Genomic DNA, 12,720 nt, shown 5'->3' with positions numbered 1-12,720 from the left:
AAAACATTTGTGCAGATAGCTATGGGGGATAACCGCACCATTCGCACTAGGATCCTTCAATCTCCCTGTAAATTTCCTCACAAACCTCAAAAACCTGCTGCTGTTGCGCCAGATAGTCAGGCTGATAATCTTCTTCTAAAAGCCCTCGATGTAATATCTGATGATATTTTTGATAAGCGTCTTTCAGACATAGGAACTGCCTCTGGCTTAAATGTTGATCCTTCATTAACTGCCGTAAAAGACTTAAGGTATGCGTAAAACGGCTGTATCCTTTATGTGCATGAATTAAAACCAGGCATTGTACCAGAAATTCCAAATCTACCAGCCCGCCCGGGAGTTCCTTAATAGAATTCCCTATTTGAAACCGAAGCATTTTCTCGCGCATGGACAGCACTTCACTGAGCACATCTCTGGCATTGCGCTTGTCAGCATAAATGGACGACTTTAAACGGGAAAAAATGGCCTTGACACGAGGGCTGCCCAGTAAAACACGTGAGCGGATCAGGGCTTGATGCTCCCAAGTCCAGGCTTCTGTCTGCTGATAAATGATAAAGGATGACAAACTGCTCACCAATAATCCCGAAGAACCGGAAGGGCGCAGACGCGTATCAACCTGATATAAAATTCCTGATTGGAAACGTGTGGTTAACATATGCAAAATTTTTTGGGTAAGGCGCGTGATTAGAGGGCTGTGTTCTGCATGTGAGGTATAAATAAATACCAAATCGATATCAGAATTATAATTCATCTCGCGGCTGCCTAATTTACCATAGGCAAGAACTGCAAACCCCTGAATAATCGTTTCCATAACAGGATATTTTAAAGCCAACTGCCTCCATGCAATGTCTATGACGCGGATCACTATCAGTTCCGCTAAATCAGCCAGGAAACGCCCGGCGCGTACTGCATTCAGCTTTCCATGCAGCTCCGCCCTGGCTGCCAGTAGCCAGTTGCTTAATTTAAATTGCCTCAAACATTCTTCTTCTGCTTCCTGATCTTCACAATGAGTGATCCGTTTTTCAAGTAGCAGTTGTAATTGCATCCGGGAAGGAGGTGTCCAATCTGGCATTGGCTCAAGTAAAGTTTCCAGCAGGAAGGGATGCGCGACCAGCAATTGACTGATAAAAGGACTGCGGGAAAACCAGTGCAATAGTTCAATCAGTGTCTGAGGATTTTCGGTCAGCAAAGCCAGATAAGCACTTCGCCCCACTACATTTTCCAGAAGATGCATAACCTGCAGCAGCACCGCCTCCGTATTGCGGACATCTGCAAGTTCTTTTAATAACAGCGGCATGAACCGGTCCAGAATCATTCGGGCAGCCTGGCTTAAGCGCAGACATCTTGGCGAATGCCGAAAAGAGTGAATAAGCTGATAACAGCGTTCAGGGTGTTGGAAATTTATACTAGCCAGCAAATTTGTTGCCATCTCTGATTCAATATGCCCCTGCCATACACTGGCTAGCTGATGTTCGAGAAGCCTTGAATTATCTTCCAGGTGCCCGCTGCTTTTTTTATAGGCCAGCATGGAATTAAATAAATGGCTGACAATACGCTGGTATTGTTTAAGCCGCTGGTAGACCGCTGGCCAATCCGAATCGCCCATCACCAGGCTTACCTGATACTGCCTTTGCTCATCCTCCGGTAGGACATGGATCTGCTGGTCATTGAGAGCCTGTACAGTATTTTCAAGCTTTCTATAAAACAGATAAGCTTCCTGCAACACCTGCGCACGTGTCAGCAGCTTTTCCTGTTTTATTATTGCGAGGGCATCCAGCAAATTGGTTTTTTGCAACTGAGGTAATCTTCCGCCGCGAATCAACTGTATATTTTGGACAATGAACTCAATTTCCCGGATACCGCCAAACCCTCGTTTGATATCATTGAGGCGGGGATTAAGCTGGACCTCTCTGATAATCATGGATTTCATGCTGCGCAGTGATTCTATAACACTGAAATCGACATAACGGCGATAAACGAAAGGGGTAATCAGCTGGTAAAACCATTGGTTTGCAGCAGTCGACAAGCCCAATGGCCTGGCCTTCACCATTGCATAGCGTTCCCAATCCCTTCCCTGCTCCTGATAATAATTTTCAATGGTGGCCAGATTAATAACCAGGGCCCCGCTGTCACCATTCGGCCTCAGCCTCAAATCCACTCGAAACACAAACCCGTCAGCAGTTACTTGCTGCAATAACAGGATAAAACGCTGGGCTGTTTTAATAAAAAATTGCTGATTGCTAATCGGCTCATCGCCATTGGTCCAGCCGTCTTTTGAATATGCAAGAATCAAATCAATGTCGGATGAATAGTTTAATTCCCTACCCCCTAACTTTCCCATGGCCAGCACAAAAAGCTGCGCACGCTCCCCGCTTTCCTCCAGTGGGATCCCATGCCGCTGGCTGATTTCCTGTTCACAATAAGCCAATGTCCGCCGGATAATTTCATCAGCAAAATCTGACCAGGATCTCATTGTCTCTATCGTATCGGCGAGACCGGCAGCCTCTCTTAACTGCAAGCGAAGAAAGCAATAATGCCGATATTGACGGATATCTTTACTAAACTGGTGGAAAGGCGAGTCCGGTAAGGCTTCCAGATTTTCCCGGTATTTCTGCGCTGACAGAGAAGACAGGCAATCCTCTTCGCTCACCAGCCGCTGCAAAAGCTCAATATGGCGAAGCACATAGTCACTGCCTAGCAGAATTGTTCTTATCCCCTGTTTTAAATACGGGGCAACCTGGCTGAAATATTTCTCCACCAGCATGGATCGCGCATCAATAAACACTTGAATATTGGCCATAATTGCTGTCCCGGGGTTTATAATAAACCAAAAAGTACTATATATTAATTAACTAACTATAAACTGGTAAAACCATGAAAATTATTTGTTATTTCCTATTATGCCTGCTATCACTTTCAAATGTAACGTTTGCTCAAGGAGAACCCCTGGTTGTCGCAGTGGACAATTTCTCCCCCCCTTTTGTGATGCGGGCAGGCAATAATGTTTTTAATGGTTTCGATGTTGAAATGATGGAACACATTTGTAAAATTATTAACAGAACCTGTCAGTATAAACCCGTTCATTTCCATTCTCTTTTGGCTGAGGTTGAGGGTAAAACCAGTGAAATAGCGGTGGGAGCCATTACGATTACCCCTGAGCGTGCTAGCCTGGTTAACTTCACTGCCCCTTATATGCTGAGCCAATTTCGATTTATGAGTAAACAGGCTTTGAGCCAACAGCCTTTTAGCCTGGATCTCTTGTCTAATAAAAAAATTGGCGTCGAAGAAGGCACATTATTTCCTCAGTTGGTACTAACACTGGGCATTAAAAATCCAAAAATTGAACTCTATGATACAGAGGACGATATATTGGTCGCCCTGCAAAATGACGAAATTGACTTGGCTTTACTGGATAATGCCACTGCTGTTTACTGGGCTAATCACTCTTCAGGAAGCCTGGTTGTCCTGGGGCAAAAGGAGACTTATGGCTTTGGCTATGGAATTGCAGTAAACAAAGACAATCTTAATTTACTGCAAGCAATCAACACTGCAATTAGCCAGTACCATGCCAGTGAAGACTTCAAAAAAGATTACGACAGGTATTTTGGCGATTTCAAGTAAGTATAAGGAGGACATGATGAGTCAATTAGCTCCTTTACCAGCAGGGGAAATATTGCATCCGCTCATTTTGCAAGATGGCTATTTTCCAAACAATTCTGTTTACCCACTGCTGATTTATAAGAATGTTCTGGATTTAAATGGGCGTTCCGTGGAAGAGATACAGGCTTTTCTCCAACAAAATCAATGGATTAATTCCTGGCTGGATACTGTCTACGACTACCATCACTACCATAGCAATACTCATGAAACATTGGTGATTTATAGCGGTTATTGCGATGTGCAGTTTGGCGGTGATCATGGCAAAATTTATCAGGTCAGCCGCGGCGATGTGGTCATAATTCCTGCGGGCGTAGCTCACAAAAATACCGGCTCATCCCCCGATTTTAAATGCATAGGCTCTTATCCATTCGACCTTGATTATGATGTCTGCTATGGCAGGGCCGAAGAGCATCCCCGAGCTGATCAAAATATAGCCCGGGTAGGATTGCCAGCCTGTGACCCCGTCTTCGGGAACCAAGCTGGGTTATTTAATTATTGGAAAGCCTAGGGCTTACCCAGATCTTTGGGTCTTCTAATCGGTTCACTCCTTCCCCTTCTTGATGAGATTTCCTTTAAAGTTAAGGTCTCTGCTGGTGACGGAGATGGTTTATTGAAGGCGTTTACTTTTTCAAAATTAGAGGACAATGCCCGCCTTAATTCCTTATCGTTAACCACGCCGCCGGACATTTTCTCTAATTGATTATCATCGAGGTGGTGTTTTTTATGACGTAAATGTTTGGAGATGTGTTTACGGTGCTTTTTCATGGAACTTCTCTATGAACTGCTGTACTTTGAGTATAGTAGAAGAAGGATCAAATAGGCTGCGGCAAATCCCTTAGACCATTCGAATCCCCGCGGCTGCGACCCATAGCTACACAACTATTTTCTCTGTCCGAATCCCCGCGGTCGTAGCCCATAGGTATCAACACATCACCCCTACTCCCTGCGGCTATGTCCGCAGGGTCCAGTGTTTTTCTCTGAGTCTTCTGGATCCCTCGGACACACAAGCCGAGGGACGTAGAAGCTAGGTAGATACCTATGGGTCGCTGCCGCGGGGATTCGAATAGAGAATGCGGGCTCGCAATGACGATTAATGAATAGTATGATCTTTGATCAAACAATGACTGATGACTCGACGAGTAACCACATCACCCTGAGTCGCACCATAGACAGATTTGAAATATTCGGCAAGTGTACGGACCCAGCCGGAAATGCGGAAATCCATACGTTTTTCCTCTTTATCGACCACCAACTCAAACAGTCCGAGAGATTCGCTTTTATTTTTATTAGCATACTCCTCCATAATGACTTGTGCTGTGTACATGTCTTTCGCTCTGGTTGGCCAGTCTTTATTCATAATCACCCCTTTACTTCAATAGTATGGCAACTCTTGTTATCTGACTGCTATATGGGGACGGCATTTCCATATTTCAATCAGATTAGGATTATAGAATGCCATACTTTCTGTACAAAATCAATACAGCTTTATCTTATTTTTTACTGACTCGCGGCTTTCGCGGGGATCCCCTGTTGCTCTTGCCACAGAGTCACGAATAAAACCATAACAATAGGCCCTACAAATAAGCCTAATAATCCCAGGGTTTCAACCCCGCCTAATATACCAAAAAGTACTGCCAGGAAAGGGAGTTCAATAGCGCCGCCAATAAGCACTGGTTTGATGAAATGATCGGCAACAAACATTACCAGAGTCCCCCAGACCACTACGACAATAGCCGCGGCAAGACTTCCGCTTGAAATCAATATCAAAGCCACAAAACCAAACACAACCGGAACAACAAAGGGAATCATCGCAGCAAAGGCGGTAACAAAACCAACCAGAGTGGGTGCCGGTACTCCCACAAAGCCATAACATAATCCCATCAACACCCCTACTCCCAAGCCCACTAGAATAGTGCCATTGACTGTCCCGCGCAGTGCTGAGGGTAAGCGATCCGCATAGCGAAACCAGCGTTTTCCCAAGCATGTTTCTCCTACGCGATTGATCTCCTGGAACAACTTGTCGCCATCACGGTAGAAGAAAAATAGCGTCAGCAAGGTAAATCCCAGTTGAAAACCGCGATGCGCGAGACTCACACCGACTTGCTTAATGTAATAACTTGCAGGAGTAAGCGAAATATGCAGGTTGGATAAAACATTCCTTAAGTTTCCCGGCTGGCCGAAATTATTCTGCCAATAATTTGTTAAATCCTTGCCAAGAACGGGAAGCTGTTGAATAAAACCTGGCGCTTCCCCTCCTTCTTTATTAATTAACTGTAAATAATTAATAAAAACCTGTAACTCTTTTACCAGCAAAGTAACCAACCAGCTCAGCGGCAATAGAAAGATCAAACTGAGTATAGTGGTAAATAATAATGCCGCCCAATTATGATGACGACCAAAAAAGAGCCTCCAGCGTTTATAAAGCGGATAAGTAGCAATAGCGATAATCGCGGCCCATACCATGGAGGGAATGAATCGATGAACAATAAACAATGCAAGAAGTACAATGCCGACCGTCAGGGCTATATTAATTAATTCTTTATGATTTTCATTCATCAGGAGAAACTCCAGACTAATAACTGTAAAATGCCCCAGGCAGGAATGGCAGCAAGAACATCGTCAAACATGATTCCAAAACCGCCTTTAATTTTCTCATCCGCAATGGTGATAGGCCATGGCTTCCAAATGTCAAACAGCCTGAATAAGAAAAATCCAACAATGATCCAGGGTAAGCGGGGAGGAACCAGTAGCATTGTCAGAAGGAATCCTACCACCTCGTCCCAGACAATACCTGAATAGTCATGTTCTCCCAGATCGGCGGATACCCGATTACTGACCCATACTCCCAGAATAAAAAATAGAATGGTCAATAAAACATAGACAGGAAGCGACAGTGAGGACATCAGTAAATACAGCGGAAACGCCGCCAGAGTGCCCCAGGTACCGGGAGCTATGGGCGCTAACCCCGTTCCGAAACCAAATGCAATAAAATAAACAGGATCTTGCCAAACTTTGCTGGATAACTTCACTCCGGGCATACCAACCTCTAAAAATGAGCAAACCCTTTGGGTCTTAAAGGAGAAACTCTGCCTGTTTCTTGCAAAGATCGCAAGCCTTTTTCTTCTTCGATTACCCCAATGGGATGACAGATTATTTTGCAGCGATTGATCTCATCCATAAAGGCCTGTTGATTTCTGGCAGGAATAGTAAAACATAATTCATAATCATCACCGCCACTCAATGCAGATTCGGTTGCATCCTGGCGGTATTTGCCAATCAGCGGATGGGCAGGAATTTTAGACAGGGATAAACAGGCACCCACCTGGCTTTCTTCGCAAATGTGATTGAGATCAGCAGACAGGCCATCAGAAATATCAATGCAGGCGCTTGCCCATTGCTGTAAGCAATCTCTAAGGTCTGTCCGCGGCACGGGGCGCAGCAACTTTTCCATGAGTATCATCTTGTCTTCAATCGGAATACTGTCATCCTGCAGGTAATCAACAGCCAAGGCGGCGGCACCTAAATCACCGCTAACCCAAATAACATCGCCAGGTCTCGCATTACAACGCCTGACCGCTTTTCCTCGCGAAACAGTACCGTGAATGGTCAAACTAAGGCTAAGAGGCCCCCTGGTGGTATCACCGCCAATCAAGGCAATATTGTATTTGGCTAAGGCCGCTTTTAGCCCCTCAGAAAAGCGCTCAAGCCAGCTCTCATTTGCAGCGGGCATAGTGAGCGCCAGGCTCATCCAACAGGGAGTTGCGGCCATCGCCGCCATGTCGCTTACATTGACCATGACCGCCTTCCAGGCAATATCATAAGGATCCCAACTGCTCAGGAAATGGACTTCAGCCACCAGCGTATCCGTGCTGACCAATAATTGGCTATTTGAAGGGATTTCAAGGCAGGCCGCGTCATCGCCGATGCCAAAAACTACATCTGTTCGTTCGACAAGGCCTGATTTGAAAAATCGGTCAATGAGGGAAAATTCATTTAGGCTCAAGATCAATTTCCATAGAACGAACTGTTCTTGAAAGATTATTGAGGACGCCGTTAACATATCGATGGCCATCCTGAGAGCCGAACTCCCTGGCCAGGCTTACAGCTTCATCCAGTACGACTTTATAGGGAATTTCCGGACAGTGAGTCAACTCATAGGCACCAATCCTTAACACAGTATGCTCAATTGGATTTAACTCCTGGAGGGAACGATCCTGAAGATATGTCTCAAAGCCGCTTTCCAGTTCCTGCAAATGTTTTGGCACGCCATAGAGCAAACGGCAAAAATAGTCGGCATCGACTTTTTCCATATTGTTGGCTACTCGAAACTGTGCCTCTATTTCATGTAAATCATGACCGGACATTAACCATTGATAAAGCGCTTGCAGTGCTAATCGGCGCGCTCGTCTTTTTCCTCTTATTGCTTCTTTTTCCACTATTACCTCAGGACGTTTTGTCGTTTTTCATTTGATCAATAGTTTGTCTGAAATCACTCACATCCTTAAATCGTTTATATACAGACGCAAACCTTACATAAGCTACATGATCCAACTTTAACAGTTGCTCCATAACCAGCTCACCTACCTGACGAGAATGTATTTCCCGCTCGCCACTACGTCGAATGTCCTGCATAATGGCAACTATCGCTTCCTCCAGCAAATCCTTGCTTACCGGTCTTTTCTCCAGCGCTTTTTCCATTCCAAGACGCAGATTATTTTCATTAAAAGGCTCCCTCGCCCCATCACGCTTGATAATATGCGGCATAATTAATTCAGCGGTTTCAAACGTGGTGAACCGCTCATTGCACACAACGCATTGACGCCGCCTGCGCACTTCGGCTCCATCAGCAACCAGGCGGGAGTCAATTACTTTCGTTTCTTCTGCGTGACAAAAGGGACAATACATGATTAACGATATACCGGAAATTCACGGCATAATTGCAGAACCTGCGTCTTAATCCGGTCTACAACTTCTTCATCGCCCATGTGATCAAGTACATCGCAAATCCAGCCAGTGAGCAATTCTATCTCTTTTTCCTTAAATCCACGTGTTGTGACCGCCGGTGTACCCAAACGCAGCCCACTGGTAATAAAGGGCGAACGCGGGTCATTAGGCACAGTATTCTTGTTTACCGTAATATTAGCCCTGCCTAATGCGGCATCGGCATCTTTACCGGTATAATCTCTGCCAATCAGGTTAACAAGCAGCAAATGATTCCTGGTGCTGCCAGAAACAATGGGATAACCCCTGTTAATTAATGTTTCGGCCATCGTTTTGGCATTGATCAGCACTTGTTGCTGATATGCCTTGAACTCAGGCTGTAGCGCTTCGGCGAAAGCGACCGCTTTGGCTGCGATGACATGCATTAATGGACCGCCCTGATTACCGGGGAATACAGCTGAATTCAGTTTTTTTTCAATGGCTTCGTTGGCGCGCGCCAGAATCATACCGCCGCGGGGCCCACGCAGAGTCTTGTGTGTTGTTGTGGTCACGACGTCAGCATATGGCACTGGAGAAGGATAGAGGCCAGTCACAATCAAGCCGGCAACATGGGCAACATCCGCCATTAGATAGGCGCCTACCGAGTCTGCGATTTGACGGAATCTGGCCCAGTCAAGCTCCTGGGAATAAGCAGAAAATCCGGCAATAATCATTTTGGGGCGATGTTGTCTTGCCTTTTCTTCCAGCTCATCGTAATTAATCAGGCCGCTATCTGGATCAACGCCATATTCATGGGATTCGTAAATTTTTCCGGAAAAATTAACTTTTGAACCATGCGTCAAATGACCGCCATGTGGTAAAGCCATGCCGAGGACTGCATCACCGGGTGATAGTAATGCCATCATTGCAGCAGCATTTGCCTGAGAACCAGAGTGGGGCTGAACATTGACGTAATCTGCTGCAAATAATTGTTTTGCCCGCTCAATAGCCAGATTTTCTGCAATGTCCACATATTCACAACCGCCATAATACCGCTTGCCTGGATAACCTTCGGCATATTTGTTGGTTAATACACTGCCTTGGGCTGCCAGCACGCGCGGACTGGCATAATTCTCAGATGCGATTAATTCAATATGCTCTTCCTGACGTTTATTTTCAGCCTCAATGGCTTGCCAAAGTTGGTCATCAAATCCGGCTATTGTGTACTGGCTATCAAACATGACTTTCCTTACATGACTTACGATTGAATAATTGTAGTTTAATGAATGTTCAACAGCAAAAATAATGTATCATTTTGCTATGAATCCCCGCCGGGACGGGGATGACACGATTAGTGCATACTATTTTACGATCAAATCATTGCGAACGCGTCTTACATCAGGAATGCTTCTTACGATAACCGCAGCGCGATTCTTTATGATTGGGTTATTAACGAATCCGCTTAACTGAACTTCGTCTTTAAATGTTTTAACCTGAATGGAGAGACCTTCCGCACCCAACTCGTCAACGAGCTTGGCCTTTGCCCTGGCAGTGATTGATGAACTATCCAGGTATTGACCTGTGCTTTCACGGGTGGGAGTAGCAGAACAGGCAATCAAGGCAAATGCTGCTACAGCAACTAGCAGGCTCTTAGTAAAAGACAACATTTTCACGCGAGACTCCTCCATTAAGAATTTAAGCAGGCAAGCGTATCATATCCTGGGATTTTAGTAAAAGCACCTGCAGGCTGGGCTGTAAGCTCAGCATTTACCCTTACGCTGGGCTTTACAGCCCAGCCTACATTGTAATTCTTAGCTATGCGCGTGCGTTTTACTCTCAGCAGCGTCATGATGCCCATGCGTGTTATTCGCATATTTTCTGTGATGGCGGGTATCGGGTGCCGGCTCACGGGCGATATGGCTGGGGCGGTGTCCACGATGAGTACGTTCCAGGGGTCTTTTGCGAACGGGTGTAACTGTATGTCCATGGGTATTGATGGCAGCAACATAATGTTTGGCAATAATCTGCACGTAAGCGGAAGGCTTGTAGTGCGAGTGGTTCTCAACTTGAACCGCAGTAGAATTTCCAATTGCTGGCAGCAGCGCTAATATTCCTAAAAAACGTTTCATATTAACTCCTAACCATTAATTCGTAAAAAAAAGGCACGAGAATCTCGTGCCATTGGGTATAACTTATTTGGATTTCAATTCAAACTTGGGTTGTTTATTCAAATAAGGAACAATGCGGACAGTGCTGTTAACACGAGTGTATCCAGAGTAAATGTGGTAACCGCTAAATGTTACAACATCCAGATAAATTGTTTTGTGACAGTAGCCGTAGTAGAAAAGGTCAATATAGTGAGGGCTTTCGAAAGTATAGACATCAAATGGAGTCAGGGGAGTACCATCATCAAAAGTACCGTAAACAGTTACATTATCAAAACTGCTGTTGATAATTTCAACTTCACAATAACCGGGAAGCATTGCACCTTTTTGAGTGCTAGCTTGAGCTTGCGCAGCGTCAGCTTTTGGATAAACATGACGGTTTTCTGCATAAGAAGAACCTAACAAACCGAAACAGCAAACAAACAACAAGGCTTTTAATTTCATAACAATTCCAAGTGATAAATGGAAACTGAATGTTAACAAAGTGTTGTATTTAGTCAACAGGTTTTTTTTGTGCCCATAAGTTCAGGCAGATAGCTATTGAATTTAATATAAATTTACGCGCTGGAAGTAGCGCTCATTTATGATATATTACTCAGCCATTCAATAGTCTTGAAACACTTAGTTCTCATAGGAAGCAGCATGAAAAAACGCATGGCAATTATGATTTCCGCTTTAGTGGTGGTTTTCGGTGGATTAATTGCTTTTAATTTATTCAAAAGCTTTATGATGAAGCGTTTCTTTGCCAGTTACGAACCACCCGCAGTGACAATCTCCAGTGTCACTGCAGCCCAGAAAAATTGGGAACCCCATTTGCCTGCGGTCGGTAATTTTGTAGCGATAAATGGCGTTGATGTGAACTCACAGGCTGCCGGGAATGTAGTAAAAATTCATTTTGAATCGGGGCAATATGTTGAAAAGGATCAACCACTGATAGACATCGATGACAGCGTTGATGAAGCAACATTAAAATTTAACCAGGCACAGCTTGCATTGCGGGATATCAGCTATAAAAGACAGGCTGATCTCTTCAAACGCGGAGCCACCCCTATTTCCAATGTTGACGAAGCAAAGGCCAGTCTTGAGCAAGCCCAGGCCAATGTGGAAAAAACAGAGGCAGAGATTCAACAAAAGCACATCAAAGCGCCCTTCTCTGGCCAACTCGGAATCCGGCAGGTTAATCTGGGGCAATATATAACGCCTGGACAAACAGCAATCGTCAGCCTTCAATCACTGGATCCGCTTTATCTCGAGTTCTATTTACCTGAACAGTTCCTTAAAAAGTTACATCTGAATCAGCAAATTCAGTTCTCAATTGAATCTTATCCCAATATGATTTTTGAAGGAAAAATTACCGCCCTCAACTCAAAAGTTGATACCAATACCCACAATATTCTAGTTCAGGCAACCCTGCCTAATTGTCCTCTGGATGCCTTGAAAGCCCCTGAACAGTCAACACTGATTAAGACTGGCAAGCAGGAAAACAGCAGCAGGCTTATGATTTACTGCAATAGTGAATTGAATGCACAAAACCATGTGAGTCAATTTGCATTTATTCCCGGGATGTTTAGCGCAATATCTGTCGAACAGCCGCCTGTTCCCAATGTTATTGTGCTGCCTTCTACAGCTATTTCCTACAGTTTATATGGTAATTCTGTCTTCATTATCGAGAAAGACAAAGACGGTAAAAAAGATCAGGACGGCAAGGATTTATTATTTGTAAAGCGCGTCTTCGTTAACACCGGCGAACAGGAAGGTAATCTAACGGTAATCACCAAGGGTGTTAAAGCCGGACAGGAGGTAGTCAGTTCCGGAGAATTGAAATTACAAAACGGAACAAGAGTCATTGTTAACAACAGCATTCCGATGAACACCGTTAGCAATCCCGACAGTCTGGGGCAGTGACAGTGATTATCGTCTTTGCGCAGAGTGGAGCCAGAATAAGGCACCGGGACTGAGTTGCTTCACTTCGTTCGCA

15 protein-coding genes are annotated in these 12,720 nt (G+C 44.8%); 3 read left to right on the top strand and 12 right to left on the bottom strand.

The window, feature by feature from the left end; all coding sequences use genetic code 11:
* Positions 1-46 precede the first annotated feature (46 nt).
* Positions 47-2,797: a bifunctional [glutamate--ammonia ligase]-adenylyl-L-tyrosine phosphorylase/[glutamate--ammonia-ligase] adenylyltransferase gene (gene glnE / locus DYH42_RS04090; RefSeq protein ID WP_058524811.1), complete on the bottom strand. Its 2,751-nt coding sequence runs from the start codon at positions 2,795-2,797 to the stop codon at positions 47-49.
* 74 nt (positions 2,798-2,871) lie between these two features.
* On the opposite strand from glnE, the gene DYH42_RS04085 reads away from it, so the two are divergent.
* Entirely contained in the window at positions 2,872-3,618 is a 747-nt protein-coding gene (locus DYH42_RS04085; RefSeq protein WP_058524812.1) for a transporter substrate-binding domain-containing protein, read from the top strand.
* A gap of 13 nt (positions 3,619-3,631) precedes the next feature.
* Positions 3,632-4,165, top strand: a complete 534-nt coding sequence (locus tag DYH42_RS04080) for a cupin domain-containing protein (protein WP_058524813.1) — start codon at positions 3,632-3,634, stop codon at positions 4,163-4,165.
* Here the strand turns inward: DYH42_RS04080 and DYH42_RS04075 are convergent.
* The 11 genes from DYH42_RS04075 to DYH42_RS04025 form a co-directional block, all read right to left on the bottom strand.
* Complete coding sequence (locus tag DYH42_RS04075) at positions 4,162-4,422, bottom strand: hypothetical protein (protein ID WP_058524814.1); 261 nt, start codon at positions 4,420-4,422, stop codon at positions 4,162-4,164. The genes DYH42_RS04080 and DYH42_RS04075 overlap by 4 nt on opposite strands.
* Positions 4,423-4,747: 325 nt before the next feature.
* Positions 4,748-5,014 carry a hypothetical protein gene (locus DYH42_RS04070; RefSeq protein ID WP_058524815.1) on the bottom strand — a complete coding sequence of 89 codons (267 nt, stop codon included), beginning with the start codon at positions 5,012-5,014 and terminating at the stop codon, positions 4,748-4,750.
* 140 nt (positions 5,015-5,154) lie between these two features.
* Positions 5,155-6,213, bottom strand: a complete 1,059-nt coding sequence (locus DYH42_RS04065) for an AI-2E family transporter (protein ID WP_058524816.1) — start codon at positions 6,211-6,213, stop codon at positions 5,155-5,157.
* Positions 6,213-6,695: a phosphatidylglycerophosphatase A family protein gene (locus tag DYH42_RS04060; protein ID WP_058524817.1), complete on the bottom strand. Its 483-nt coding sequence runs from the start codon at positions 6,693-6,695 to the stop codon at positions 6,213-6,215. The genes DYH42_RS04065 and DYH42_RS04060 overlap by 1 nt, the downstream gene beginning before the upstream one ends.
* 8 nt (positions 6,696-6,703) lie before the next feature.
* Positions 6,704-7,660 (bottom strand): thiamine-phosphate kinase, encoded by a 957-nt coding sequence (thiL, locus tag DYH42_RS04055; RefSeq protein WP_058524818.1) that lies wholly within the window; start codon positions 7,658-7,660, stop codon positions 6,704-6,706.
* Positions 7,647-8,093 carry a transcription antitermination factor NusB gene (gene nusB, locus DYH42_RS04050; protein ID WP_058524819.1) on the bottom strand — a complete coding sequence of 149 codons (447 nt, stop codon included), beginning with the start codon at positions 8,091-8,093 and terminating at the stop codon, positions 7,647-7,649. Before nusB ends, thiL begins: the two co-directional genes overlap by 14 nt.
* A 7-nt stretch (positions 8,094-8,100) precedes the next feature.
* Positions 8,101-8,562, bottom strand: coding sequence for a transcriptional regulator NrdR (gene nrdR, locus DYH42_RS04045; protein ID WP_058524820.1), 462 nt, complete (start codon positions 8,560-8,562; stop codon positions 8,101-8,103).
* 2 nt (positions 8,563-8,564) lie between these two features.
* Positions 8,565-9,818: a serine hydroxymethyltransferase gene (gene glyA / locus DYH42_RS04040; RefSeq protein ID WP_058524821.1), complete on the bottom strand. Its 1,254-nt coding sequence runs from the start codon at positions 9,816-9,818 to the stop codon at positions 8,565-8,567.
* A gap of 120 nt (positions 9,819-9,938) precedes the next feature.
* Complete coding sequence (locus tag DYH42_RS04035) at positions 9,939-10,244, bottom strand: BON domain-containing protein (protein WP_058524981.1); 306 nt, start codon at positions 10,242-10,244, stop codon at positions 9,939-9,941.
* 144 nt (positions 10,245-10,388) lie between these two features.
* Positions 10,389-10,706, bottom strand: coding sequence for a hypothetical protein (locus DYH42_RS04030; protein ID WP_058524822.1), 318 nt, complete (start codon positions 10,704-10,706; stop codon positions 10,389-10,391).
* Between the two features lie 63 nt (positions 10,707-10,769).
* Entirely contained in the window at positions 10,770-11,186 is a 417-nt protein-coding gene (locus DYH42_RS04025; protein WP_058524823.1) for a hypothetical protein, read from the bottom strand.
* A 198-nt stretch (positions 11,187-11,384) separates the two neighbouring features.
* On the opposite strand from DYH42_RS04025, the gene DYH42_RS04020 reads away from it, so the two are divergent.
* On the top strand, positions 11,385-12,647 hold the full coding sequence (locus DYH42_RS04020; protein WP_058524824.1) for an efflux RND transporter periplasmic adaptor subunit: 1,263 nt from the start codon (positions 11,385-11,387) through the stop codon (positions 12,645-12,647).
* Positions 12,648-12,720: the final 73 nt, after the last annotated feature.

The organism is Legionella birminghamensis (assembly GCF_900452515.1).
In the GTDB taxonomy this organism is placed as follows: Bacteria; Pseudomonadota; Gammaproteobacteria; order Legionellales; family Legionellaceae; genus Legionella_C; species Legionella_C birminghamensis.
The sequence above is the reverse complement of the archived record's forward strand: the minus strand, read 5'-3'. Positions and strand labels throughout refer to the sequence as shown.